Source organism: Arthrobacter sp. Ld5, from assembly GCF_051172775.1.
GTDB lineage: Bacteria > Actinomycetota > Actinomycetes > Actinomycetales > Micrococcaceae > Arthrobacter_D.
On record NZ_JBPKBO010000016.1, the window covers coordinates 114,112 to 139,479 of the forward strand.

Here is a 25,368-nt window from a genome sequence, read left to right on the forward strand (position 1 = left end):
CCCATGGCATCACAGGGCGAACTCGAGGTCGAAGTTGTCGCGGCCGACCACTTCGTGTGGTCGGGCGCGGCACGCAAGGTCAACGCACGCACGGCGAACGGGCAGATCGGGATCCTTCCCGGGCACGCCCCCATCCTGGCGATCCTCGAAGCGGGCGAGCTCTCGGTGGAGCCGGTCAGCGGCGAACGCCTGGTGGTCGGCGTGGACGGGGGCTTCTTCTCGGTCGACTCCAACCGTGTCGTGATCGTGGCGGACAACGCCAGGGTCGGCGGTTCGGTGACCCCGGAAGCCGACTAGGCCTTCCAGCATGGAGGCACTGGGTGTGATGTTCATCTGCCTTGCGGTCGTCTTCGGCCTGCTCGTGCTCGTGATCGGAGCATTCCTCCTCCGCCGGTATCAACTCAATCGTGCCCTCGGCACGTTCGACGCCTCCATCCGCCTCCCTCCCAAGGGATGGCGGGTGGGGGTTTGTCGTTACACGGACGATTCCCTGGAATGGCTCAGCCTGCTGTCGCTGAGCCCCCTGCCGAGGTTCCGCTTCCTCCGGAGCTCCCTCGAGGTCGAGGGATGGCGTGCGCCCACCGAGACCGAACGCGTGCGGATCCAGCCGGGCGCGATCATCGTCCGTCTGGCCCACGACGGGGAGGCGTTCGACCTCGCCATGCGCTACGACGTGTACGCGGGCCTCTCCTCCTGGATCGAGGCGGGACCGGTCATCGGCATCGGCACCTGGCGCTGACGTCCTCCGTGCGGCGCCCGGCCCTCAGTCCTCCAGCGGCCTGATCCACGTCCCGCCGCGCAGCACGCCCTTGAGCTCGAGATCGGTCGAGACGACCACGGCGTCGGCGCGCAGGCCACCGTGCAGGCTGCCCACCTCGTCGCCGAGGCCCAGCACGGTCGCGGGAACATACGTCGCCGCGCGCACCGCGTCGACGACGTCGACCCCCGCCTCGACCGTGCACCGCACGATGTCCAGCAGGCTCCCGGCGCCCCCGGCAAGGACACCGGTGGCCGTGATGACGGCGGAGCCGTCGATGATGGAGATGGCGGCCTGTCCGAGGCGGTACTCCCCGGAGGCGCGGCCGGCGGCGGCCGTGGAATCACTGACCAGGCAGATGTTCTCGGAGCCCGCGATCGTGAAGGCCATCCTGACGGTCTCCGGGTGGAGGTGGACATTGTCGGCGATGAGCTCGACGGCGATCTCCCCGGCGCGCGCCCTCTGCAGGAGCAGGGGGACCGGGCCGGGCGAGCGGTGATGGATCACGGGCATCGCGTTGAACAGGTGCGTCGCCGTCGGCCGTCCGCTGAAGCCGGCGAAGCCGGTCGAGGCGAGCTCCTCGTTGATGAGGTCCAGTGCAGCCGCCGTCTGCTCCGTGGAACTGTCCGTGTGCCCGATCGAGGGGATGACCCCCTGCGTCACGAGCTCGAAGACCAGGACGTCGCTGCCCGGCAGCTCGGGAGCGTACGTCATCGAGACGAGGTGTCCCCGGCCGGCGGCGACGAGGCGGGCCACGGTCTCATGGGTGGGCAGGATCAGGTGGGCCGGGTCGTGGGCGCCGCTGCGCTCCTTCGACAGGAACGGCCCCTCGGCGTGGATGCCGGCGACCAGTCCCGACTCCGTGGCCGACGCCAGCCGGCCGAACGCGGCCTCGAGCTCCGCCAGCGGTGCGGCACACGTGCTCGCGAGCAGCGTCGTCGACCCGCTGCTGTGCAGGTGCGCCGCCGCCCGGGCGATGTCGGCGTCGGAGCCGGAGGTGAAGTCCCCGCCGCCTCCGCCATGGCAGTGCAGGTCGACCAGCCCCGGGAGGATGAGGAAACCGTCGGGCAGCCGCTCGGCGGGTGCTCCGTCACGCGCGGCCCCGGCCTCGGTGATCCGCGAGCCCTGCCAGCGCAGGACGCCGTCGTCGATGATCCCCGCAGCGGTCACCAGTCGTCCGGACAGGGCAGTGGGCGTTCTGCTCGAGAGGGCCATGGTCCGAGTGTAGGGGGCCGGGGACGGCCGCCCTAGACGCCTGCTCAGAACAGGCGCGACGCGCTGTCGTCGACCCCGCGCATGGCGTCGTAGTCCAGCGTCAGGCAGTCGATGCCGCGATCGGCGGCGAGGACCCGGGCCTGCGGCTTGATCTGCTGGGCGGCGAACACGCCACGCACGGGGGACATGAGCGGGTCGCGGTTCAGCAGCTCCAGGTAGCGGGTGAGCTGCTCGACGCCGTCGATGTCCCCGCGGCGCTTCAGCTCGATCGCCACGGTGCGGCCCTCGGCGTCGCGGGCGAGGATGTCCACGGGACCGATGGCCGTCATGTACTCCCGACGGATCAGCGTGAACCCTGCCCCGAGCAGTTCGATCTGCTCGGCGAGGAGACGCTGGAGATCGGCCTCCACGCCGTCCTTGACGAGGCCGGGGTCGACGCCGAGGTCATGGGAGGAGTCGTGCAGGTGTTCGCGGATGTTGATGACGAGCCGGTCGTCGCTCTTGGCGTGCTGGACCGTCCACACCTCGGTGATGCCCTCGGCGCGGTCGGCGTCGTCGGGCGCGCTCACGCGCAGGTTCGCGGGCGGGCTCATCCAGTTCAGGGGCTTGTACGAGCCGCCGTCGGAGTGCACCAGCACCGAGCCGTCCGACTTCACCAGAAGGAGCCGGGTGGCCAGGGGGAGATGCGCCCGGAGGCGGCCGATGTAGTCGACGGAGCAGCGGGCAATGACAAGACGCACGGGGACGACTCTACCGGGCGGAGGCCGTGGGGCATGATTCGCGCGGCGGCCCACGGGGGAGGCGCCGGGGCGCCGGGCCGGATGGCAGACTGGTGCGGTGCCCCGTTCCAACCGACCCAGCCGGCCCGGTGGCGGCGCGCGGAGCAAGTGGACCCCGCCGCCCGAACTGGACCTCGAGCGCGCCCGCGCGGGCATCCCCGCCCGCGAGAGCGCGCCCGACGGCGAATGGTCCGTGCGGCGCATCACGGAGCGGAACGCCGCCAAGACCTACACCTGCCCGGGCTGCCATTCCTTCATCCCGCCGGGCATCGCGCACCTCGTCGTCTGGCGGGAGGACTCGCTCTTCGGCCCGCAGACCGCACTCGCCGAGCGCCGGCACTGGCACGTGCGGTGCTGGCAGACGCGGAGCTTCCGCTACTGACGCGGTGCGGTTTGGGGCCCGGACGGCCACACCTAGACTGGGGACATGGCGAGCGACACCACCGACTACACCTTCTCCACCAGCCACGAGCCGATCGAGATCCGCGCCTCCACGGTGCTCCCTGCCGATCGCCGCGAGATCGAACTGCACACCGCAGACGGGCTGACGCTCGTCGGGGAATTCGCGGCGCCGGCCGGCGGACGCACCCCGAAGGCGACCCTCGTCACGCTCCACCCGCTGCCCACGCACGGCGGCTTCATGGACTCCCACGTCTACCGGAAGGCGTCCTTCCGCCTGCCCGCCCTCGCCGACATCGCCGTCCTGCGGTTCAACACGCGCGGCACCTGCTCGCCGCGCGGTTGCAGCGAGGGGGAGTTCGACGGCGGCGAGGGCGAGCGCCTCGACCTCCAGGCGGCGGTCGACTGGGCCGTGGCGCAGGGCCTGCACCACATCTGGCTCGTGGGCTGGTCCTTCGGCACCGAGCTGTGCCTGAAGTACGGCGCCGAGGACCCGGTGGCCGAGCTCATCGAGGGAGCCGTCCTGCTGTCGCCGCCGCTGCACCGCGCGGACGACGCCGACCTCGACGCCTGGGGTGCCAGCGGGCTGCCCCTGAAGGTGCTCGTGCCGGAGTTCGACGACTACCTGGTGCCGGAGGCCGCCGCCGCCCGGTTCTCCCGCGTGCCGCAGGCCGAGCTCACCGGTGTCGACGGGGCGAAGCACCTCTGGGTGGGGGAGAAGTACGCGGCGCGCGCGCTCGACGAGATCGTCGGCGTAGTACGCCCCGAGGTGGAGATCCCGCTGCCCACGCAGTGGACGGGCCCCGCCGCCGTCGCACCGTCGGCGACACCGGCACGCTGACCTCCGTCCGCGGATGCCCCCGGCAGGCTAGTTGCGGTCCTGCCGGGCGATGAAGACCTCCTTGAGCAGCAGCATCACGGCGGCCGCGGTGGGGATGGCGATCAGGGCGCCGAGGACGCCGAGGAGGCTGCCGCCGGCGATGACCGCGATCACCGCGACCGCCCCGGGAACCGCGACCGCACGCTGCATGATCCGCGGGGAGATGAAGTACGCCTCGAACTGCAGGTAGGCGATGTACGGGACCGCGAACAGCAGGGCGGTCTGCCAGCCCACGGTCAGGGCGATCAGCGAGACGAGGGCGGCCGCGATGGCCGCGCCGATGAGCGGGATGAACGCCAGGAGCACGACGACGAACGTCAGCAGCACGGAGAACGGCACGCCCGCGAGCGACATCACGATGAAGGCGAAGGAGCCGTTGAGCAGTGCCACGCACGCCTGGCCGATGACGTAGAGGCCCACGCTGCGGGTGATCTCCTCCGAGAGCACCTCGACGCGGGCCCTGCGGGAGCGGGGGGCCAGCCGGTAGGCCCACTTCTTCATGCCGGGCAGGGACGCGAGGAAGTAGAGGGCGAGCACCAGGATCACCAGCGCGCCGAAAAGCCCGTTGACGATCACCGTCCCGACCCCGAGGACCCCGCCGAAGATCCCGCCCACGGCTTCACTGTTGGCGAAGAACCTGTCGATCTCGGAGGTGACGCGCTCGCGGACCTGGAACTGCCGGTCGACGCTGGTGAAGAACTCCGAGTTGAGGAAGCTGTTGGCGTAGCCCGGCGCGCGATCGATGATCTGCGAGGTCTGGCTGACGATCGTCGGGATGAGCAGCGCGAAGAAGCCGACCACGAGCCCGATGAGGAGCAGGAAGGAGACGGCGATGCCGGCGGGCCGCGGAACGTACCTCGTCTCGAACCAGCGGACGATCGGGTCGAGGCCGAGGGCGATGAAGAGCGCCGCTCCGATCCAGACGAGGAGCTGGCCGACGTTGGTGATGATGAAGAAGGCGAGCAGCGCGAGACCGACGCCGACGCTCATCATGAAACCGAAGTGGATGGGGTGCGCGCGCATGGTCGCGGCGTCGTTGCCGCCGAACTTCAGGCGCTCGTCGGCCAGTGACACGTCCTGGTCCACCGCGACCCCGGCCGGCTCCACGTCCGGCGGGAACTCGAAGCGCGGACGCGGCCGGGCGTCCGGGAGCGAGCGCTGCACGAGGGTGAGGAGGGAGCGCCACCCCGACGACGGGCGCTCGACGGGCGGCGGCCCCTCCTCGGAGGGCCGTCCGTTGCTGCCGTCCGAGGCGGGCTCGGGCCGGGGGAGCGGCCGGTCGAGCGGGACGTCCTGGGGGTCTGTCAACGAGGGGCTCTGCTTTCACGTGCGCGGCGTCCGGCCGCGGGAGGGAGGACTAGCGAAACCCTAACAGCCGGGCTCCGCGGACCGGCTCCTCGACGGACGACGCTCCGGGGGTGCCCGTCCGGGCTGCGGCCGGATCGCCCGGGACGATCTTCGTTACCATTGAGGAACTATTCCTGCGTGGGCTCCGGAGGCATGCGTCGCCGCGCCGGACCGTCGGAGCAGGATCGAAGCGGAATCGGAGCGGAAGGGGCCACGCGGTCCGCCGTTCCGGACAACGATAGGCAACCAGTGCGCGTGAAGACAGCAGTAACGATCATCGTGGCGGGGCTCCTGCTGATGCTCCTCGGCATCGGCCAGCGGACGGTCTGGGCCCCCGCCGAGACCGTGACCGCCGGCGTCGCCCAGGATGTCGAGGCCGGACCGGTCACGGTGATCGAGCCCGGGGTACGGGGGGACGCCGCCGGCCCGGTCGAGGTGACGGTCGAGGCCGACGGTCCCTTCACGCTCGCCGTCGGGCGGGCGTCCGACGTCGAGGCGTGGGTGGGCGACGCCGCGCACCTGAGCGTCACCGGACGCGGTGAGGAGACGCTGGACTCCGCCTTCTCGGACGGCGAGGACTCCGTCCCCGACCCGAGCGGCAGCGATCTCTGGATCGCGGAGGAGTCCGGCGACGGATCGTTGACCTACCGGTGGAGCGAGCCCACCCAGGGGGACTGGGCCCTCCTGCTCGCGGCCGACGGCGAAGCACCCGCCCCCACCCGGGTATCCGTCACCACCCCCAACGACCAGTCCACCCCCTTCGCGCTGCCGCTCGTCATCGGCGGCGCGCTCGTCGTCGTCCTCGGCATCGCGCTCCTCCTGATCTCGTCGCGCCGCCCCGGGAACGGAAGCCGGCCGGAACCGGTCGAGGGCACGCGTGCCTACGCGCGCCGCCATGCCGGGTCCTCCGGCGGGGCCTCCCGCATCGCCGCACCCGGCGCGGTGCTCCTCGTCGCGGGCCTGGTGGGATCCGGTTCCATCCTGGGAGTCGGTCCCTCGACGGCGACGGCGACGCCGGCACCGGCGCCGTCCTCCGCCGCCGCCGTCAACGGGGCGCCCTCGGCGGGCAGCAAGGCCAGCGGGCCGCCCGTCGTCCTCGACGTCCAGCTCGAGCGCATCCTCGGCGCCGTCGCCTCGACCGTGGCCGACGCCGATGCCGCCGCCGACGCGAAGCTCCTCGGCCCCCGGGTCGACGGCGCGGCCCTCGACCTCCGTACCGGCGCCTACGCCGTGCGTGCCAAGGACACGAAGGCCGAGGCGCCCGCGCCGGTGGCCGCGTCGCCGCTCCTGCTCGACATGGTCCCCACGGGCACCCAGTGGCCCCGGACGGTCGTCGCCCTGACCCAGGGCGAGGGCAACCCCGTGCCGCAGGCGCTCCTGCTGGTCCAGGAGTCGCCGCGCGAGAACTACCGGCTGACCTCCGCCGTGCAGATGCTGCCCGGCAGCACCTTCCCCTCCCCACCGGCCCCGGGCGCCACCGGTTCCGTGCCGACCGAGGACCCGGGTGCCCTGGCGACGGCGCCGCAGGCCGCCGTCGCGTCGATCGCCGACTTCCTCACGAAGCCGACCGGCCCGAATGCGGAGACGTTCGAGGAGAACTCGTTCGCCGAGGCGATCACCCGGTTCCAGGGCGACGTCGTCGCGGATCCCGGCAACAGGGCCGCGAAGATCACTTTCACCCACACCGCCCAGGAGGACCGCACGCGGGCGCTCATGACCGGCGACGGAGGGGCGATGGTCTTCGGCTACCTCACCCACACCTACTCCAGCGTCCCGAAGTCCCGCGGCGACACCATCGACCTCAAGGGCACGGTGTACCAGGCGCTCACCGGCAAGACGGCCAGCGGCAAGGGCATCGACGTCAATTACGGTGAGGCCGTGATGATGTACGTACCGCCCGCCGGCAGCGAGGATAAGATCCGGGTCATCGGCGCCGCCCAGCAGTTGCTGTCGGCCACCCTCCGCTGACCCGCACCCCGGTATCGACCAGTAGCAGCCACAGAAAGGCAGAGCATTGTCCACACCAGCACAGCGGGGCGGACTTCCGCCGTCGAGCATGAACCTGCGGGGAGCGGTGGACCTCTCCGCCCTCAAGGCCCGCGCCGACGCGGCCGCGCGCCCCGCCGCGGCACGGCAGGCCGCCGCCCCGAGCCCGTACATCGTCGAGGTGACGGAACAGACCTTCCCGCAGCTCGTGCAGCTGTCGTCGCAGGTGCCCGTGATCGTGAACCTCCGCGCCACCTACAGCGACCAGTCCACGCAGGTCACCGCCGTGCTCGAGGCGGCCACGGTCGAGTTCGACGGGCGGGTCCTGCTCGCCAACGTTGACCTCCAGGCGCAGCCGCAGATCGCGCAGGCCTTCCAGGCCCAGGGCGCCCCGACCGTCGTCGCCGTGGTGAAGGGCCAGCCCGTCCCCCTCTTCGAGGGTGCCCTTCCTGACCCCCAGATCCGCGCCTACCTGGACGAGCTGATGAAGGTCGCGGAGGCCAACGGCGTGACCGGGACGCTCAACGACGGGTCCCAGCCCGCCCCGGGCGACGCGGAGGAACCGCCCCTGCCGCCCCTGCACCAGGAGGCGTTCGACGCGATCGAGCGCGGCGACTACGCCGCCGCCGCGGCCGCCTACCGCCGGGCGCTCGCGGAGCAGCCGGCCGACGCCGACGCGAAGGCCGGTCTCGCACAGGTGGAACTCATGGAGCGCATCCAGGACCTCGACGCGGGCGAGGCACGCCGGCGCGGGGCCGACGAGCCCGATGCCGTGGAGGCCCAGCTGGCCGTCGCCGACCTGGACCTGACGGGCGGGCACGTCGAGGACGCGTTCGGCCGCATCATCGCCTTCATCGGCAGGACCTCGGGCGAGGACCGGGACGCGGCCCGCAAGCGCCTGCTGGAACTGTTCGATGTCGTCGGCGTCACGGACCCGCGCGTGACGAAGGCCCGCGGCGCGCTGGCCCGCGCCCTGTTCTAGGCGTTCCGCCGGGCGCCCCGGTGCCCACCCACTCTCCCCGAGGACCACGATGACCCCCGCAGCTGCCCCGACCGGTACGCCCGGCCTGTTCGATCCGATGTCCCTGCGCTCCCTCGACCTGCCGCACCGGGGCTGGGTCGCGGCGATGTGCCAGTACTCCTGCGACCCCGTCGGGGCGCCCGGCGTGCCGACGGACTGGCACCTCGTGCACCTCGGGCAGTTCGCGCTCGGCGGCGCGGCGCTCGTCATCACCGAGGCCGCCGCCGTGAGTCCCGAGGGCATGATCAGCCCGCGGGACGCCGGCCTCTACACGTCGGAGCAGGCGCGGGCGTGGCGCAGGATCAACGACTTCGTCCACGAGCACAGCGCCGTCGGCACGAAGACCGCGGTGCAGCTCGCCCATGCCGGCCGGAAGGCGTCGACCTACTGGCCGTTCAGCGGTCGACGGGGGTCCGTGCCGGAGGTCGAGGGCGGCTGGCAGACCCTGGGCCCCACGGACGAGGCGTTCGATGCGTACGCCCCGCCGCGCGCGATGACCGAGGAGGACATCCAGCAGGTCATCCGCGACTTCGGCGCCTCCGCGGCGCTCGCCGTCGAGGCCGGGTTCGACACCCTGGAGATCCACGCCGCGCACGGATACCTGCTGCACCAGTTCCTCTCACCCCTGGTCAACACGCGGACCGACGGCTGGGGCGGCTCGGAGGAGGCCCGGTTCCGGCTCACGCTGGAGGTCGTCCGCGCGGTGCGCCGCGCCATCCCCGAGGGCATGCCCCTGCTGCTGCGCGTCTCGGCGTCCGACTGGACCGAGGGCGGGCTCGATGGCGACACCTCCGCGCGGCTCGCGAAGCGGGCAGCCGAGGAGGGCGTCGACTTCGTGGACGTCTCCTCCGGCGGCGCGGTCCCGGCCGCGGCCATCCCCGTGGGACCGGGCTACCAGGTGGCGCTCGCCGAGGAGGTGCGGTCCTCGGGCGTGCCGACGGGCGCCGTCGGCCTCATCAGCGACCCGCGCCAGGCGGAGGCGATCATCCGCGAGGAGCGCGCCGACGTCGTGCTCATCGCGAGGGCGGCGCTGCGCGATCCGCACTGGTGGATGCGCGCCGCGCAGGAGCTCGGGCACGACCTCGTGCCGGTCCCGCAATACGAGCGCGCCGGATCGTACTGAGGGCACCCGACCCTCTGCGCGGATCTCATCCTTCCTCGTCCGTCGGTTCCTCCTTTGGGATGACGAACCGCGCGGCGGCGCGTTGCTAGCGTGGCAGCATGAGTTCTCCTGTGCCGCCCCCGTCCGTCGAGAACGAACCCGGGGGGAGAGCCGGCAGCGCCGCGCTCAGCATCCGCGGTCTGGCCAAGCGATTCGGCGACAAGATCGCCGTCGACGGCGTCAGCCTCGAGGTTCCGCGGGGGTCCTTCTACGGACTCGTGGGCCCCAACGGCGCGGGCAAGACCACGACGCTCTCCCTGGCGACGGGGCTGCTCCGGCCCGAATTCGGCCAGGCGCTCGTCCACGGCGTCGACGTCTGGGAACACCCGCTCGAGGCCAAGAAGCTCATGGGGATCCTGCCCGACGGCGTCCGGCTGTTCGACCGGCTGACGGGTGAGCAGCTGGTCACCTACGCCGGAGTGCTGCGGGGCATGGACCGGGAGACGGTCGCCGAACGGACCGGCGACCTGCTGCGTGCGCTCGACCTGGCGAACGACGCCGGTACCCTCGTGGTCGACTACTCGGCGGGCATGACCAAGAAGATCGCCCTCGCCTCCGCCCTCATCCACGCGCCCCGGCTCCTCGTCCTCGACGAGCCCTTCGAGTCGGTCGATCCCGTCTCTGCCGCCAACATCCGCGACATCCTGGCCGGCTACGTCGAGTCCGGCGGCTCCGTGATCGTCTCGAGCCACGTCATGGACCTCGTGCAGCGCATGTGCGACCACGTGGCCGTCATCGCCGCAGGCACCGTCCTCGCGGCCGGAACGGTCGACGAGGTGCGCGGCGACGCGACGCTCGAGGACCGCTTCGTGGAGCTCGTGGGCGGGCGCAACACCTCGGAGGGACTGTCGTGGTTGCGGACCTCCTGAGGCTGAAGCTCCTCCTCCTGCGCAACTCGCTCAAGCGGAGTACAGCGCAGCTGGTCGGTGTGATCCTCGGCGGGCTGTACGGACTCGGCATCCTCGGGACCGTCGTCGTCGGGCTCGTGTTCCTCGGCGCGGCCGACCCCGAGTTCATCCGGACCGTCCTCGTGCTCGGTGGGTCCGCGACCGTGCTCGGCTGGATCGTGATCCCGATCGCGACGGCCGGCATCGACATGACGCTCGACCCCGCGCGGTTCGTGACCTTCGCCATCCCGCAGCGGCAGCTCGTCACGGGTCTCGTGCTGGGCGGACTCGTGGGCATCCCGGGCGTCGTGACGCTCATCGCCGTCCTCGCGCAGGTGCTCACGTGGATCCGGTACCCGGCCGCCGCGGTGACCGCGCTGGTGTGCGGGCTCGTCGCCGTCCTGCTCTGCGTGGTCGCCTCACGCCTGGTCACGACGGCGGTGTCCTCCCTGACCGGGTCCCGCAGGTTCAAGGACATCAACGGCATCGTCGCGTTCATCCCGCTGATCTTCCTCGGGCCGATCATCGGGGCGGTGACGGCAGGGTTCCAGAACTCTCCCGGCTTCGCCGCCACCCTGGCCGACGTCCTCGCCTGGACGCCGCTGGGCGCACTCTGGGCCGCACCCGCCGACGTCGCCGCCGGCGATGCCGGGCTCGCGGTGCTCCGGTTCGCCATCGGGCTCGTGACCCTGGGGCTGTTCCTCCTGCTCTGGAGCCGCAGCCTCAGCCACGCCCTGGTCACCCCTCCCTACAACGCCGTGACGAAGCGGGCCGGAGGCGACCTCGGCTGGTTCGCGCGGTTCCCGGCCACGCCGTCCGGCGCCGTGGCAGCACGGGCGCTGACCTACTGGCAGCGGGACCCCCGCTACTTCGCGTCCCTCGTGGCCATTCCGTTCATCGCCGTGCTGCTGGTCATCTCGGGTGGCACCGACGGCGCGGCTCTCGCGTTCCTCGGTCCCATCACGGCGTTCCTGCTGGCCTGGTCCATCTCCGCCGACATCTCCTACGACAACACGGCCTTCAGCCTGCACCTCTCGACCGGGGTCAGCGGACGCGACGATCGTCTGGGTCGGGCGCTCGCACTCCTGGTGTTCGCGCTGCCGGTCACCCTGGTGCTCACCGTGGCCCCGCTGCTGGTCTCGGGACGGATCGAGGACCTGCCGGTGATGCTGGGCCTGGCGATCGGCCTCCTGCTGACGGGGACGGGGCTGTCGAGCGTCGTGTCCGCGCGGTACACCTACAACGTGCCGCTTCCGGGCGAAAGCGCCTTCAAGACACCTCCCGGGACGAACTTCCTGATGTTCGCCGTGCAGATCATCGGCTGGCTCGTCATGCTGCTGCTGGCCCTGCCGGAGATCGTCCTGACGATCGTCTACTTCGTGACCGGGGACGCGCTGTTCGGCTGGTCGGGCCTGCTGGTCGGGGTGGTCCTCGGCGGGGCACTCCTGGTGGTCGGTATCAGGGCAGGGGGCCGCTGGTACGACCGCCGGACGCCCGAACTCCTGCTGGCCGTCTCGGCGAACCGCTGAGGCGGGTGCGCGGAGCGGTCCACGCGAACCCTAAGCCCCACCTGGCTGCCTGACAAGGGTGGAGCGAGTGGAGTAGTCCCACGGGCGTCCCACCGTGTGCATAACCTTCGGGCGGCCGAATGCCTCGGGCTATGCTGAGCCCCAATCCGGCGGGACCGGCGAGGTGATGGGGGAGTTGCGTGTTTCCTGTGCGTGCAGAAGGTTCTCGACGAGCACTACCGATCCTTGCCGGAGCGGCTGCGGCACTGCTGTTCCTGAGCGGCTGCCAGAACGATGCGGACGCAGCACCGGGGCGGACCTCCGCCCCGCTCGTGTCCTCGGGTGCGTCGGCGGACGCCTCCGGCCCTCCCTCGGCGGCGCCCTCCTCCGCACCCTCTGCCACCGCTGGGCCATCACCGGCGTCCTCGGCCGGTCCCGCCACCAACATCCCCGTCCCGGTGAAGCCGGCGCTCGCCGACGAGAACACGCCCGAGGGGCTCGAGGCCTTCACGGAGTACTGGTTTGAGCTGTTTTCCTACGGCTACGAGACGAACGACTGGGCTTCGTTCGAGGCCGTGACGGACCCCGGCTGCCGCACCTGCGCCAAATATATAGAGATCGTTCGGGGTGTCTACGCTGACGGCAAATATATGAGTGGTGGCTCTTTTGTAATGCACGATTTCTTCACCGACTTTGAAACGAATACGCAGGGTTCGATTCAAGCTTTTGTTACAAATAGCCAGTCGGACATCACCTTTTACGGTAAGAACGGCGTTGCTATTCGAACTGACAAAGCTCCTGAGCCCGTCGTCGACGCAACATTTGCTATCTATGCAAGCGACGGATGGTTGATGCTCGACTTTGGAAAGCCCGAGGGTACCCAATGAATGGGACCGGAGTCGGCATTCTTATCGCATTAGTGGCTGCATTGCAGACTCCGCCTACTCTGGCAAGTGCCTTAGAACGCGGTGACCCGCCGAACGCCTTCGTGTCTGAAGGATCATTTTCGGCTGTGTCAGGGAAGCGAACCGTTCAAACGGGCAGACCAGCCACTAAAGACTTGGCGCTCGACCCAACGCCGGCTCAAGCTGCTGCCTCCATCGAGGAAGACAACATCACCTACACCTACGTCCGCGCGTGCACCGCCGGCGCCGGAAGTGCTCTCGACCCGGCGACGTGCCCACGCATGGACGCCCAGTGCGACGCCCAGGACGATGGCATCCTCGTCAACTGGATCGAGGTCGACAGCAGCGTGCAGCCGGCCACCCGGACACCGACGGGGAGGTCGTCCTGCATGTATCTCGGTGAGCCCCCGGCTCCACCGGTGGAAGGAGCAGAGGCACCGGAGGAGGCACCGATCGTGATCACCCTCGAGGAGTTCCAGAAGCAGCCCGTCCTCGCGGCGACCATCGTCTCGCAGCCGTCGAACTTCGGGCTCAGGAACGCCCACTCCAACGTCTATGCGCAGGCGCAGGAGCAGGAGTTCACCTTCGAGTTCCAGGACGCCGCGATCGTCCTCAAGGCCCGCCCGGTCTCGTACCAGTGGAACTACGGCGACGGCACCAGTGCGACGACGACCACCCCCGGCGGTCCGGTGGACGGGTCCGCCTTCAACACCCCGACGCCCACGAGCCACCAGTACACGCAGACCGGCGACTTCGAACTGACGCTGACCACGTTCTTCGCCGGTGACTACTCGGTGGACGGGGGCCCGTTACAGCCCGTCGCCGGCGAGGCGGCGGTCGTGTCCGAGCCACACCTCATGAGTATCTGGCGCACCAGAGGACACAACGTGAGCGAGAACTGCATCGGGAATCCCCGGGGGATCGGATGCGAAGCTCCCACCCGCTGAGCGGGTGACGGTGAACTCCGCGGCGTGCGCGGTGGCGGGTCAGAAGGGCGGAGGCTCCGGATCGCAGGCGTAGGTCCGGCCTGCGGGTGAGGTGGCGACGAGGGCGCCCGGAGTGGGCTGGTCGTAATGCCAGACCCCTTCGCTCTTGAGCATGTGGTGCTTGCGGCACAGATGGGCGAGGTTGTCGTGGCTGGTGGGTCCGCCACGGCACCACGGGGTGGTGTGGTCCAGCTCGCACCGAGCCGCGGGGATGCCGCACCCGGGGTGTCGACACGTGCGGTCGCGGACCCGCAACCATTTCTTCAGGTCCGAGGGGACGGCGTAGGTGTTGCGTCCGACGCTGAGGACGGCCCCGGTCTCCGGATGGGTCAGCAGCCGCGTGAACGAGGGCGCATGCGCGGCGAGCGGCGGGCGATGTCGGCCGGTATGGGGCCGTAGCCCTCGAGGTCTGCCGGGGCGTCGTCGACGCCGAGCAGGGTCAGGACGGGAACGGTGACGTTGATGTGCGCCCGGACCCGGTATCCACCGGCGGACCCCGTGCCGGACGCCGTGCCTGACGCCGTGCCGGACCCGGCAGCGCCGCAGCCGGGCTGGTGCGCGTGGTTCGGCAGTGCGGAGTCGTCGAGGAGGAGATCGGTGAGAACATCGACGCGCAGCTGCGGAAGCGTCCGACGTTCGGAGGAGGTCTGGAGTGCACGGGCCGAGTGGGTGAGCCGGGCATCGATGGCAGCCGCATCGGTGGCCGGTAGGTGGACGTGGAGCCAGGCCATGGCGTCGTCGGCGGGTTCGAGGTCCACGCGCCGTCCCTGCACCGCCGCGCGGGCGCGGTTCTCGAGGGCCTCGGGGTGGAGCTCGGTGCGGAGCCGGCGTGCGCGGTAGCTCAGGCGGGAGACCGTGGTGTCAGCGGCGACGGGGAGCAGGGCGTCCTCGAGGCGGGTCGCCGCATGGTGGGGTAGGCCGAGGTACTCGTGCAGGAGGGTGGTGGCGTGCGGCCAGGAGATTGCCCCGGTCCGGAGGGCGGCGAGGGTCCGCGGGTGATAGTTGACCAGCAGGGCGGAGTACTGGACGAGACGGTGCGCGGTGCGTTCCGAGATGCGCAGCAGGCACGCGATTTCGGTGGCGGTGGTGGTGTCGGCGAGATTGGTGCGGTGGGGGCCGGACCGGCCGGGCCAGAAATGATCCATCATCCTCGTCTCGAAGACCTTCCGCAGTTCCTCGGTACTCGCGGCTAGTTCGGCATCGATCCGAGCTTTCTCGGCGCTCAGTGCGGTGATCCGATCGGTGATCCGATCGAGTTCCCTCGCATGTTCCGCTGACGTCCTCATGACCATATTCTCCCGCCCGCCACCGACATTCTCGGGGCTGTCGATGGCGCATTCCCTGGTCCCCGAAGGAACGGACCTACGACGTTCACTGCCCGCGGATGGACGGGAAATGCCTTTCCGACACCTCGGGGCGGCGGGGGCCGGACGATAGACTGGCAGCATGACTATGCCTGCTGATCCTTTTGCAAACGATCCACGTGATCCCGGCACCGGCGGCTCGACTGCGACGATCGAGCGCGAGGAAGTCCGCCAGGAGGTCGAGCCCGGCGACGCAGAGCGCTTCGCGCACTACGTCCGCAAGGAGAAGATCATGGAGTCGGCCTTCACCGGCGAGCCCGTGATCGCGCTCTGCGGCAAGGTGTGGACCCCCGGACGCGACCCCGAGAAGTTCCCCGTGTGTCCCGAGTGCAAGGAGATCTACAACGGTCTCCGCCCGGGCAACGACAAGCCGAAGGACTGACCGCAGGCGCCCGACCGGCGCGCAGGTGACGCGCCCGAGATGGGCGCACAGGTGAGGCGCCCGAGATGGGCGCACAGGTGAGGAGGGGGCGCCGTACTACGGCGCCGCCTCCTCTTCGTCCGCAGGAGCAACCCATCCCCGGAGGCGGGAAGCGCCCCGGCCCGACCCCGAGGTGACATGAGCAAGACGGTGAAGGCGTCCGCGGGCGCGACGGGTGGGGCGATGTCGCCCGAACTGCGTCCCCTGACCATCGGGATCCTGGCGATCATCACGTGTGCGGCCTTCGAGGCGATGGCCGTGGTGACCGCCATGCCGTCGGTGGCGCGGGAGCTCTCGGGTGAGTCCAGCTACGGCCTGGCCTTCTCGATGTACCTCACGGCGTCGCTGCTCGGTACCGTCGTCGCCGGTTCGTGGTGTGACCGCCGGGGGCCCCGGCCCGCCCTCGCCGTCGGTCTGGGCCTCATGGTCCTCGGGCTGCTCGCGGCGGGTGCCGCACCCGCCTTCTGGCTCGTGACGGTGGGCCGTGCCATCTCGGGGCTGGGGGGCGGATTCATGATCGTCGCGGTGTACGTCGTGATCGGACGGTCGTTCCCGGAGAAGGCCCGCCCCGTGGTGTTCGGCTGGCTGGCGGCCGCGTGGGTGCTGCCCGCGCTGATCGGCCCGGTGGTGGCGGGCTTCGTGACGGAGCACCTCGGCTGGCGCTGGGTGTTCCTCGGCGTGGTGCCGATCGTGCTCGCCGCGGTCCTCATCGTCTGGCCGAAGACGGGGGATCTCGGCCCGGTGGACGCCCCCGACGCCGGATCGGCGAAGGCCCGCACCCTGCGCGGGCTCGTGCTGGCCTCCGGTGTCTTCGCCGCGCAGTGGTCGCTCGTCCACCTCGCGGACATCGAGTCCCCCGGAGCCGGGACGGTGGCCGGGCTCGTGGGCCTCGCTGTGGCGGGTGCCGCCGTCGCCCTCCTCGTGCTTCCCGCCCTCCTGCCGAAGGGCACCCTCCTCCTCCGGCGGGGCCTGCCGAGCATCATCGCGACCCGCGGCTTCGTCAACGTCGCGTTCTTCGGGACCGAGGCCTTCATCCCGCTCATGCTCGTCAGCTCCCGTGACATCAGCCCGGGAACGGCCGGCCTGACCCTGAGCGCGGGCGCGCTCGGCTGGAGTGCCGGCTCCTTCGTCCAGGCCCGCGTGACGTTCCGCCGCCAGTGGCTGCTGGTCGCCGGGTCCTCCATCCTGTCCCTGAGCCTCGGCGGCTTCGCCCTGGCGACGGCGGTCGAGGCGCCACTGTGGGTGCTGGCCGTGGTGTGGGGCCTGTCCGGCTTCGCCATGGGCATGACACTCTCCAGCACCTCCGTGCTGGTACTGAAACTCTCGGCGACCAGCGAGCAGGGCAGGAACTCCGCGGCCCTGCAGATCTCCGACCAGCTCGGCGGGGTGGTCGGCACGGCGGGCGCGGGAGCCCTCTTCGCCCTCCTGCACGACGACGCCGACCCGGGACACGTCCCCACCTTCGTTGCGATCTGGCTGGCTCTCTGGGTGTTCACCGCAGCAGGTATAGTTTCGGGTCTGAGAGGGGCCCGGTCATCCGATGACGGCCCCGGTCTCTCCCCCAGCAAGCCAATGGAAGGTACTGTCCCGGCGTGAGTAATGACACCCTGTTCGGTGCCGGCGCAGCCCTGCCTCCCGCGTATCCGGAGCGCGCAGCCTGGGGGACCGCCCCCAAACTGCGCCAGTGGCAGAGCGAAGCGCTGGAGAAGTATTTCCGGGATTCCCCGAGTGATTTCCTGGCCGTCGCAACACCCGGCGCCGGCAAGACCACCTTCGCGCTCCGCGTGGCGACCGAGCTCGTCGAGCGGGGTGTCGTCAACCGGGTCACCGTCGTCGCGCCCACAGACCACCTGAAGCGACAGTGGGCCGACGCCGCGGCGCGGGTGGGCCTCGCGATCGATCCGAACTTCAAGAACGCCGACGGCCGGCACGGCGGCGCCTTCATCGGCGTCGCGGTGACGTACGCGCAGGTGGCCAGCAAGCCCATGCTGCACCGCGCCAAGACGGAGGCCGCCCGCACGCTCGTCATCCTCGACGAGATCCACCACGGCGGCGACGCGCTCTCCTGGGGCGACGGCATCCGCGAGGCGTTCGAGCCGGCGACCCGCCGCCTCGCCCTCACCGGGACGCCGTTCCGCTCGGACACCGCGGCCATCCCGTTCGTCGAATACGCGGAGGACCGTGACGGCATCCGCCGCTCCCGCGCCGACTACACCTACGGCTACGGACAGGCCCTCAAGGACCACGTCGTCCGTCCCGTCATGTTCATGGCCTACTCGGGCCAGATGCGCTGGCGCACGAGCGCCGGCGAGGAGATGGCGGCGTCCCTCGGCGAGGAAGCGGTCACGAAGGACATCACGGCCCAGGCCTGGCGGACGGCGCTGAACCCCGCGGGTGAATGGATCCCGTCGGTGCTCGCCGCCGCGGACAAGCGACTCACCGAGGTGCGGCGCACCGTGCACGACGCCGGTGGGCTCGTCATCGCGACCGATCACGACGACGCCCGTGCGTACGCCGGCCAGCTGAAGCGGATCACGGGGGAGTCCCCGACGGTCATCCTGTCCGACGACGTCAAGGCGTCCTCGAAGATCGAGGAGTTCTCCGCGGGGGACAAGCGCTGGATGGTCGCGGTCCGCATGGTGTCCGAGGGCGTCGACGTCCCGCGTCTCGCTGTCGGCGTGTATGCCACCTCGACGGCGACGCCGCTGTTCTTCGCCCAGGCCGTGGGCCGGTACGTGCGGGCCCGACGGCGCGGGGAGACGGCGTCGATCTTCCTCCCCTCGGTGCCCAACCTCATGGCGCTGGCCAACCAGCTCGAACTCGAGCGCGACCACGCCCTCGACCGGCCGGAGAAGGACGACGAGGGATTCGGCCTCGAGGACGCCCTGATGGAGGCCGCGAACCGCGAGGACAAGGCCTCGGACTCCCTGACCAAGCAGAAGTTCGAGGCCCTCGAGTCGCAGGCGTCCTTCGACCGCGTCCTCTTCGACGGCGGCGAGTTCGGGACCGGCGGCGAGATGGGCAGCGAGGACGAGCTCGACTTCCTCGGCATCCCGGGCCTGCTGGACGCCGACCAGGTGGGCCAGCTGCTGCGTCAGCGCCAGCAGGAGCAGCAGGTCCGACGGAAGGCGCGGCCGGGTGCAGCGCCCGCCGCGGAGCCGCTCGTGGTGGACCACCGTCAGCTCACCGAACTGCGGGGCCAGCTGGCCAAGAACGTCTCGGCGTGGGCCGCGCGGACGGGCATGCCGCACGGCCAGGTCCACACGGAGCTGCGGCGCCAGTGCGGCGGGCCGGCGGTGGCGCAGGCCAACGAGGACCAGCTCCAGCGCCGCCTGCAGAAGCTCCAGGACTGGTTCATCGGCAAGAAGTAGACGAAGGCCGGGCCGGGAGTACCGGCCCGGCCTTCGCCCGGGGGTCCTAGCGGACCAGCTCGGCGCCCGCGGTCTCCAGCTCGTCGAACGCCTCAGCGGACCTGTCCTCGTGGACGCCCCGCGTGAGCGCGGTGGGCACCGTGACGGAGTAGCCCGCCTGCAGGGCATCCAGCGCGGTCGCCCGCACGCAGTAGTCCGTCGCGAGGCCGACCACTACGACGTCGTCCACGTCGTGGTCCCGCAGCCAGTCGTCGAGCGTCATCGGGTCCTCGTCGCCGTCCGCGGCCGCGCCGAGCTTCTGGTCGCCCGTCGGTACCTCGTCGTCGGGCGCCTTGACGCCCTCGAAGCCGGAGTAGGCGGCCTCGAACATGCCCTTGCGGAACACGGCGTCGATGCTCTCGGTGTCGAGGTCCGGATGGAACTCGGAGCCCTTCGTGTCCGCGACGCAGTGGACGGGCCAGGAGTCCACGAAGTCCGGGGTCTCCGAGAAATGGGTTCCCGGATCGATGTGCCAGTCCTGCGTGGCGACGACGTAGTCGTACCGCGCGGCGTGCTCGTCGATGTGGTCGCTGATGTCGGCGGCCACCTGCGCGCCCCCGTCGACGGCGAGCGAACCGCCCTCACAGAAATCGTTCTGCACGTCCACGATGATCAGTGCGCGCGTCATGATGCTGCCTCCTCGTACTCGGTGGGAATCACGGGTTCGCCGCGCTGCAGCCGCCGCACGGCTCCCGGCAGTTCGGCGATCGAGCTCAGGTGCCGCTCGGCGGCGCGGACCACGGCCTCCGGCCCGGTCCAGCCCGGCAGGACGACGCCGTCGCTGACGAACTGCTGCACCAGCGGGCGGTCGTTGCCGTCGGCGGTGGGGGCGACACCGATCCCCACGACCTCGGCCTGCGCACGGCCGTGCTCGTCGAGTCGGCGCAGTGCGCGCTTGTGCCCGCCGACCGACGCCTTGTTCTTGGCCGCCTTCGCGACGGACACGAACGTGCCGTGATCGTCCTGCCGGCTCACGAGCTTGTAGACCATGCCCGCGGTCGGGGCACCGGAGCCGGTGACGAGGGACGTGCCGACGCCGTAGGAGTCGACCGGCGCCGAGGCGAGCAGCCCGATGGCGAACTCGTCGAGGTCGGAGGTCACGACGATCCTGGTGGCGTGGTTGCCGAGATCGTCGAGGAGTTCGCGCACCCAGCGCGCCTGGGCCACGAGGTCCCCTGAGTCCAGGCGGACGGCACCCAGCTCGGGTCCTGCGACCTCGACGGCGGTCCGGACACCCTGTTCGACGTCGTACGTGTCCACCAGGAGGGACGTGCTGCGCCCGAGGGCGGCGACCTGCGCCTCGAAGGCCGCCCGCTCGGAGTCGTGCAGGAGCGTGAAGGAGTGCGCGGCCGTGCCCACCGTGGGGACGCCGTACCGTCGTCCGGCCTCGAGGTTGGAGGTGCTGGCGAAGCCGCCGATGATCGCGGCGCGTGCGGCGGCCACCGCGGACTCCTCGTGCGTGCGGCGTGAGCCCATCTCGATGCAGGGCCGTCCCGCCGCGGCCCCCGTCATCCGCGAGGCCGCCGAGGCGATGGCGCTGTCGTGGTTCAGGATGGAGAGGATGAGCGTCTCGAGGATGCAGGCCTCGGCGAAGGTGGATTCCACCGTCAGGATGGGGGAGTTGGGGAAGTAGGCCTCGCCCTCCGCGTACCCGGAGATCGACCCGGTGAAGCGGAAGTCGGCGAGCCAGCCGAGCGTGGCGTCGTCGACGATCCGGTGGTCGCTGAGGAAGGCGAGCTGCGCCTCGTCGAACCGGAAGGCGGACAGGGCCTCCAGCAGCCGTCCCGTCCCCGCGACGACGCCGTAGCGGCGGCCCGCCGGGAGGCGCCGCGCGAAGGCCTCGAACACCGAGCGGCGGTGGGCGGCCCCGGAGTGCAGCGAGGCCTGCAGCATCGTGAGTTCGTACTGGTCGGTGAACAGCGCACTGTTCGGCGCGGTCACCGCGGGCGGCGGGGGACCGGCTGCGGCCGGCGGGTTCGTGGTCAGGGCATCGGTCACCCTGAAAACGATAGCCGGGCGTCCGCCGAGAGAGTACCCGGCCACCCGGGGCGGGCGAGCCGCCCTAGAATGGCGAACATGACAGTAGGCTTTGCAACCGGCACCGACACCCTGGAAGAGGTGGGGACGGCCGAGAAGACCGACCTCGACCAGCCCTGGGTCGTCGTGGTGTGGAACGACCCCGTGAACCTCATGAGCTACGTGAGTTTCGTCTTCCAGTCCTACTTCGGCTACAGCGAGGCCAAGGCGCGCACGCTCATGCTCGAGGTCCACGAGCAGGGCCGCTCCGCCGTCGTCTCGGGCAGCCGCGAGAAGGTGGAGCAGGACACCGTCGCCCTCCACTCGTACGGACTGTGGGCCACCTTCGAAAAAGCCGGAAGCGAGTAGTCGGACCCCATGGCCAAACCCTTCAAATCGACGCGCCGCGGCATCACGGGAGCGTTGGAGCCCGGTGAGGCGCGCCTGCTGGGCGCCCTCCTCGAGGACGTCATCTCCATGCTCGAGCCCGAGACGGCACCCAGCGAGGATCCGCTGGCAGCGCTGATCGGACTGTCCGGCGCCGACGCCGACGCCACGGCGCCCGACGACTCCGCCGTCCGGCGTCTCCTCCCGGACGCGGTCCGCGGCGACGACGACGAGGCGCTCGCCTTCCGCCGCCTCACGGAGCGCTCCCTGCGGGAGCAGAAGATCGGGGCCCTCCGCAGCAGCGCGCTGCTCATCGAGTCGAGCCCCATGACGCTCACCGGGGAGCAGGCGCGGCTGCTCGCCCAGGCGCTCAACGACGTCCGCCTGGTCCTCGCGGACCGGCTCGGCATCGAGACGGAGGAGGACGCCGAGCGGCTCCACGACGTCGCGGACTCGAAGGACGTCGACGACGTCGACTCGTACCTCGCCCTCGTCTACAACTTCATCACCTGGCTCCAGGAATCACTCGTGCAGGCGATGCTGAAGGCGGCGAAGCTGGAGCGCTGACCCGCCCCCGCGCCGGGACGCGCATGCGCGGTCCCGCGGCCGCCTGTGACAAAAGCCACGGATCGGCGAATAGTTTTCATCGGCGGCACGTCCTATTGTCGGAGATCATGAGTCCAGAGCCAGCGACCACGGACCGCCGCGAAGCGCCCATCGGGATCTTCGACTCCGGCGTGGGCGGACTGACCGTCGCCCGGGCGGTCATCGACCAGTTGCCCCACGAGTCCGTCATCTACGTCGGCGACACCGCGAACGGCCCGTACGGACCGCTGCCGATCGCCCGGGTCCGCGCGCATGCGCTCGGGGTCATGGACGAACTCGTCGACTCGGGCGTCAAGCTGCTCGTGATTGCGTGCAACTCGGCGTCCGCCGCGGTCCTCCGCGACGCCCGGGAGCGCTACACGGCGCGGTACGGCATCCCCGTGATCGAGGTCATCCAGCCCGCCGTGCGCCGGGCCGTCGCCGCCACGCGGTCGGGCAGGATCGGCGTCATCGGGACGACGGCGACCGTCGGTTCGCGCGCCTACGACGACACGTTCGCCGCCGCGCCGCACCTGGAGATCACCTCCACGGCCTGCCCGGCGTTCGTCGAGTTCGTGGAGGCCGGCATCACCGGCGGGGAGGCCCTCCTGCGGACGGCGGAGGAGTACCTCGAGCCCCTCCGGGCCGCGGACGTCGACACGCTCGTCCTCGGCTGCACCCACTACCCGCTGCTCACCGGCGTCATCTCCTACGTGATGGGCGACGCCGTCACCCTGGTCTCGAGCGCGGAGGAGACGGCCAAGGACGTGTACCGCGCCCTCGTCTCGCACGGCCTCGAGCGCGACAGCACCGCGCCCGGCGTGCACCGCTTCATCGCCACCGGCGACGCCGCGGGCTTCGAGGTCCTGGCCCGCCGCTTCCTCGGCCCCGAGGTGCTCAGCGTGCAGCACGTGGACCACGTGGCCGCGCAGTACCCGACGGGCAGCCTGGCACGCATCACGCCCGAGATGATCGCCGCCGCGGGGTTCCCGCCGGCATGAAACTCACCATCGTCGGGTGCAGCGGATCCTTCCCCGGCCCCCAGTCGCCGGCGTCCTGCTACCTGCTCAGCATGCAGTGGCAGGGGCGCACCTGGCGCATCCTCCTCGATCTCGGCAACGGCTCCCTCGGTGCACTCCAGCGGCACATGGACCTCCGGGAGATCGACGCCGTCTTCCTCTCCCACCTGCACCCCGACCACTGCATGGACCTGTGCGGGCTGCACGTCGCCGTCCACTGGGATCCCGCCGGCTGGGGACTGCCGCGCATCCCCGTGTGGGGACCGGCGGCGACGGCGGACAGGATGGCGAGCGCCTACGGGCTCGAGCTCGACCCGGGCATGCACGATGACTTCGACTTCCGGTCCTGGACGGACCGCGACCCGGTGACGGTGGGGCCCTTCACGATCACCCCGTACCAGGTGCTCCACCCCATCGAGGAGGCGTACGCGCTCCGCGTGGAGGTGTCCGAGACCGATGCCGAGGGCGTGGACCGCACACGCGTGATCACCTACTCCGGGGACACCGACGCGTGCGACGGCCTGGTGGACGCCGCCCGGGACGCCGACATCTTCCTCTGCGAGGCCGCGTTCCACGAGGGCCGCGACGACGGCATCGCCGGGGTCCATCTCACGGGGAAGCGGGCGGGGGACGTGGCCACCCGCGCGTCGGCGAAACGCCTCCTCCTGACGCACCTGCCGGTCTGGAACGACGCCAACGTGGCCGTGAGCGAGGCCCGCGAGAGCTACGAGGGCCACCTCGCCGTCGCCGTCGCCGGGGTCTCCTACACCGTCTGACACGGCGATCGGCGCTGCCGGGGGATCCGCGGTCCACGCTCCTGCCTGCGATCTCCCACGGGCCGCCGTCTAGACTGGAAGCCATGACCCCCGCGAATCCGACGCCTGTCCCTGCCCCCGTGAGCACCGCCCCCGCCCTCCGCGCGGACGGCCGGGCACCCGACGAGCTACGCACCATCACCATCACACGGGGCTGGTCGACGCAGGCCGAGGGCTCGGCCCTCATCGAGTTCGGCAACACCCGTGTCCTCTGCACCGCGTCGCTGACCAGCGGGGTGCCGCGGTGGCTCAAGGGGGAGGGCAGAGGCTGGGTGACCGCCGAGTACGCCATGCTGCCCCGCGCCACCAACACGCGGTCCGACCGCGAGTCCGTGAAGGGGAAGATCGGAGGCCGGACGCACGAGATCTCCCGCCTGATCGGCCGGTCGCTGCGCTCCGTCATCGACACCAAGGCGCTGGGCGAGAACACCATCGTCCTCGACTGCGACGTCCTGCAGGCCGACGGCGGCACGCGGACGGCCGCGATCACCGGAGCGTACGTCGCGCTCGCCGACGCGATCCGGTACGCCAAGGACAAGAAGCTCATCGCCGCCTCGGCCTCCCCGCTCACGGACACCGTGGCCGCCGTGAGCGTCGGCATCATCGACGGCGTCCCCATGCTCGACCTGCCCTACGTCGAGGACGTCCGCGCCGAGACCGACATGAACGTCGTCGTCACCGGGTCCGGCACCTTCGTCGAGGTCCAGGGGACTGCGGAGGGCGCGCCGTTCGACCGCGCCGAGCTCGATGCCCTGCTCGACCTCGCCCTGGTCGGCACGGCGCAGCTCACGCAGATCCAGCTCGACACGCTCCGGGACGACCGGGATGACTGAGCAGCCCCGTCCCCGGCTCGTCCTGGCCACCCGGAACGCCGGCAAGCTGCGCGAACTGCGCGAGCTGCTGCGCGGGCGGGTGCCCGGGCTCGACGTCGACTCGCAGGTGGTGGACGCCGCCGCCGTCGGTGCGCCGGACGTCGTCGAGAGCGGGGTCACCTTCGAGGAGAACGCGCTGCTGAAGGCCGAGCAGACCGCCCGGGCCACCGGCCTGATCGCCGTCGCCGACGACTCGGGGCTGGCCGTGGACGTCCTGGGCGGGGCTCCGGGGATCTTCTCCGCCCGGTGGTCGGGCCGCCACGGCGACGACGCCGCGAACCTCGACCTCCTCCTGGCACAGCTCGCCGACATCCCGCAGGAGCGGCGCGGCGCGGCCTTCGTCTGCGCGGCGGCCCTCGCGCACCCCGACGGCGGGCCCGCCGGGTACACCGAGCGCGGCGAGCTGCGCGGCTCCCTCCTGACCGCTCCCCGCGGGTCGGGCGGGTTCGGCTACGACCCCGTCCTCGTCCCCGAGGGCCTCGACCGGACGTGCGCCGAGCTCACCCCGGAGGAGAAGAACGCGATCAGCCACCGCGGCATCGCCTTCAGGGCGCTCCTGCCGCACCTCGTCGACGCCCTGTCCTGACCGGGTCCTCCCCGCACGAGGGCGCCCGCCACCGCCGATCATCAGTACCAACCAGCACCGC

At 71.0% G+C, this 25,368-nt stretch carries 26 protein-coding genes; 20 read left to right on the plus strand and 6 right to left on the minus strand.

Going from position 1 to position 25,368, the window contains the following annotated elements; genetic code table 11:
• The first annotated feature begins 3 nt into the window (after positions 1-3).
• Both ACSGDB_RS07225 and ACSGDB_RS07230 read left to right on the plus strand, forming a co-directional pair.
• Complete coding sequence (locus ACSGDB_RS07225; protein ID WP_434993848.1) at positions 4-297, plus strand: F0F1 ATP synthase subunit epsilon; 294 nt, start codon at positions 4-6, stop codon at positions 295-297.
• 10 nt (positions 298-307) lie between these two features.
• Complete coding sequence (locus ACSGDB_RS07230; RefSeq protein WP_434993849.1) at positions 308-739, plus strand: DUF2550 domain-containing protein; 432 nt, start codon at positions 308-310, stop codon at positions 737-739.
• Positions 740-763: 24 nt separating this feature from the next.
• On the opposite strand, the gene ACSGDB_RS07235 is transcribed toward ACSGDB_RS07230, so the two are convergent.
• Positions 764-1,972 carry an N-acetylglucosamine-6-phosphate deacetylase gene (locus ACSGDB_RS07235; protein WP_434993850.1) on the minus strand — a complete coding sequence of 403 codons (1,209 nt, stop codon included), beginning with the start codon at positions 1,970-1,972 and terminating at the stop codon, positions 764-766.
• 44 nt (positions 1,973-2,016) lie between these two features.
• The gene (gene nucS / locus ACSGDB_RS07240) at positions 2,017-2,712 is read right to left on the minus strand and encodes an endonuclease NucS (RefSeq protein WP_434993851.1); all 696 of its coding nucleotides are present in this window, start codon (positions 2,710-2,712) and stop codon (positions 2,017-2,019) included.
• 97 nt (positions 2,713-2,809) lie between these two features.
• On the opposite strand from nucS, the gene ACSGDB_RS07245 reads away from it, so the two are divergent.
• Together ACSGDB_RS07245 and ACSGDB_RS07250 are read left to right on the plus strand one after the other, a co-directional pair.
• Positions 2,810-3,133: a hypothetical protein gene (locus ACSGDB_RS07245; RefSeq protein WP_434993853.1), complete on the plus strand. Its 324-nt coding sequence runs from the start codon at positions 2,810-2,812 to the stop codon at positions 3,131-3,133.
• 45 nt (positions 3,134-3,178) lie between these two features.
• The gene (locus ACSGDB_RS07250; RefSeq protein WP_434993855.1) at positions 3,179-3,991 is read left to right on the plus strand and encodes an alpha/beta hydrolase; all 813 of its coding nucleotides are present in this window, start codon (positions 3,179-3,181) and stop codon (positions 3,989-3,991) included.
• Positions 3,992-4,018: 27 nt separating this feature from the next.
• On the opposite strand, the gene ACSGDB_RS07255 is transcribed toward ACSGDB_RS07250, so the two are convergent.
• Positions 4,019-5,338: an AI-2E family transporter gene (locus tag ACSGDB_RS07255; RefSeq protein ID WP_434993856.1), complete on the minus strand. Its 1,320-nt coding sequence runs from the start codon at positions 5,336-5,338 to the stop codon at positions 4,019-4,021.
• A 294-nt stretch (positions 5,339-5,632) separates the two neighbouring features.
• Here ACSGDB_RS07255 and ACSGDB_RS07260 point away from each other — a divergent pair, with 294 nt between their 5' ends.
• From ACSGDB_RS07260 to ACSGDB_RS07290, 7 genes are all read left to right on the plus strand, one after another.
• Complete coding sequence (locus ACSGDB_RS07260; protein WP_434993857.1) at positions 5,633-7,345, plus strand: hypothetical protein; 1,713 nt, start codon at positions 5,633-5,635, stop codon at positions 7,343-7,345.
• Positions 7,346-7,391: 46 nt separating this feature from the next.
• A complete protein-coding gene (locus ACSGDB_RS07265) occupies positions 7,392-8,345 on the plus strand; it encodes a co-chaperone YbbN (RefSeq protein WP_434993859.1) in 954 nt (317 codons plus the stop codon).
• 49 nt (positions 8,346-8,394) lie between these two features.
• Positions 8,395-9,507 carry an NADH:flavin oxidoreductase/NADH oxidase gene (locus tag ACSGDB_RS07270; protein WP_434993861.1) on the plus strand — a complete coding sequence of 371 codons (1,113 nt, stop codon included), beginning with the start codon at positions 8,395-8,397 and terminating at the stop codon, positions 9,505-9,507.
• Positions 9,508-9,605: 98 nt separating this feature from the next.
• Positions 9,606-10,415 (plus strand): ABC transporter ATP-binding protein, encoded by an 810-nt coding sequence (locus ACSGDB_RS07275; RefSeq protein ID WP_434993862.1) that lies wholly within the window; start codon positions 9,606-9,608, stop codon positions 10,413-10,415.
• Positions 10,397-11,962, plus strand: a complete 1,566-nt coding sequence (locus tag ACSGDB_RS07280) for a transporter (protein ID WP_434993864.1) — start codon at positions 10,397-10,399, stop codon at positions 11,960-11,962. Before ACSGDB_RS07275 ends, ACSGDB_RS07280 begins: the two co-directional genes overlap by 19 nt.
• A 179-nt stretch (positions 11,963-12,141) precedes the next feature.
• Positions 12,142-12,828: a DUF6318 family protein gene (locus ACSGDB_RS07285; RefSeq protein WP_434993865.1), complete on the plus strand. Its 687-nt coding sequence runs from the start codon at positions 12,142-12,144 to the stop codon at positions 12,826-12,828.
• 173 nt (positions 12,829-13,001) lie between these two features.
• Complete coding sequence (locus ACSGDB_RS07290) at positions 13,002-13,793, plus strand: PKD domain-containing protein (RefSeq protein WP_434993866.1); 792 nt, start codon at positions 13,002-13,004, stop codon at positions 13,791-13,793.
• A gap of 368 nt (positions 13,794-14,161) precedes the next feature.
• Here the strand turns inward: ACSGDB_RS07290 and ACSGDB_RS07295 are convergent, their stop codons facing one another.
• On the minus strand, positions 14,162-15,118 hold the full coding sequence (locus ACSGDB_RS07295; protein WP_434993868.1) for a DUF222 domain-containing protein: 957 nt from the start codon (positions 15,116-15,118) through the stop codon (positions 14,162-14,164).
• Positions 15,119-15,278: 160 nt separating this feature from the next.
• Between ACSGDB_RS07295 and ACSGDB_RS07300 the strand changes: the two genes are divergently transcribed.
• The 3 genes from ACSGDB_RS07300 (at position 15,279) to ACSGDB_RS07310 (ending at position 18,988) form a co-directional block, all read left to right on the plus strand.
• Positions 15,279-15,578, plus strand: coding sequence for a DUF3039 domain-containing protein (locus ACSGDB_RS07300; RefSeq protein ID WP_104165625.1), 300 nt, complete (start codon positions 15,279-15,281; stop codon positions 15,576-15,578).
• A 177-nt stretch (positions 15,579-15,755) separates the two neighbouring features.
• The gene (locus tag ACSGDB_RS07305; RefSeq protein ID WP_434993869.1) at positions 15,756-17,213 is read left to right on the plus strand and encodes an MFS transporter; all 1,458 of its coding nucleotides are present in this window, start codon (positions 15,756-15,758) and stop codon (positions 17,211-17,213) included.
• A complete protein-coding gene (locus ACSGDB_RS07310) occupies positions 17,210-18,988 on the plus strand; it encodes a DEAD/DEAH box helicase (protein ID WP_434993871.1) in 1,779 nt (592 codons plus the stop codon). Before ACSGDB_RS07305 ends, ACSGDB_RS07310 begins: the two co-directional genes overlap by 4 nt.
• 46 nt (positions 18,989-19,034) lie before the next feature.
• Here the strand turns inward: ACSGDB_RS07310 and ACSGDB_RS07315 are convergent, their stop codons facing one another.
• The gene (locus ACSGDB_RS07315) at positions 19,035-19,655 is read right to left on the minus strand and encodes an isochorismatase family protein (protein ID WP_434993872.1); all 621 of its coding nucleotides are present in this window, start codon (positions 19,653-19,655) and stop codon (positions 19,035-19,037) included.
• Positions 19,652-20,968 carry a nicotinate phosphoribosyltransferase gene (locus ACSGDB_RS07320; RefSeq protein ID WP_434993980.1) on the minus strand — a complete coding sequence of 439 codons (1,317 nt, stop codon included), beginning with the start codon at positions 20,966-20,968 and terminating at the stop codon, positions 19,652-19,654. The genes ACSGDB_RS07315 and ACSGDB_RS07320 overlap by 4 nt, the downstream gene beginning before the upstream one ends.
• 135 nt (positions 20,969-21,103) lie before the next feature.
• Here ACSGDB_RS07320 and clpS point away from each other — a divergent pair, with 135 nt between their 5' ends.
• The 6 genes from clpS (at position 21,104) to rdgB (ending at position 25,307) form a co-directional block, all read left to right on the plus strand.
• The gene (gene clpS / locus ACSGDB_RS07325) at positions 21,104-21,412 is read left to right on the plus strand and encodes an ATP-dependent Clp protease adapter ClpS (protein ID WP_434993873.1); all 309 of its coding nucleotides are present in this window, start codon (positions 21,104-21,106) and stop codon (positions 21,410-21,412) included.
• 9 nt (positions 21,413-21,421) lie between these two features.
• Positions 21,422-21,997 carry a DUF2017 domain-containing protein gene (locus ACSGDB_RS07330; RefSeq protein ID WP_434993874.1) on the plus strand — a complete coding sequence of 192 codons (576 nt, stop codon included), beginning with the start codon at positions 21,422-21,424 and terminating at the stop codon, positions 21,995-21,997.
• A 107-nt stretch (positions 21,998-22,104) separates the two neighbouring features.
• Positions 22,105-23,016, plus strand: a complete 912-nt coding sequence (gene murI, locus ACSGDB_RS07335) for a glutamate racemase (RefSeq protein WP_434993875.1) — start codon at positions 22,105-22,107, stop codon at positions 23,014-23,016.
• Positions 23,013-23,810 carry an MBL fold metallo-hydrolase gene (locus ACSGDB_RS07340; RefSeq protein ID WP_434993877.1) on the plus strand — a complete coding sequence of 266 codons (798 nt, stop codon included), beginning with the start codon at positions 23,013-23,015 and terminating at the stop codon, positions 23,808-23,810. Before murI ends, ACSGDB_RS07340 begins: the two co-directional genes overlap by 4 nt.
• Positions 23,811-23,893: 83 nt before the next feature.
• Positions 23,894-24,682, plus strand: coding sequence for a ribonuclease PH (gene rph, locus ACSGDB_RS07345; RefSeq protein WP_434993879.1), 789 nt, complete (start codon positions 23,894-23,896; stop codon positions 24,680-24,682).
• Positions 24,675-25,307, plus strand: coding sequence for an RdgB/HAM1 family non-canonical purine NTP pyrophosphatase (rdgB, locus tag ACSGDB_RS07350; RefSeq protein WP_434993880.1), 633 nt, complete (start codon positions 24,675-24,677; stop codon positions 25,305-25,307). Before rph ends, rdgB begins: the two co-directional genes overlap by 8 nt.
• The last annotated feature ends 61 nt before the right edge of the window (positions 25,308-25,368 follow it).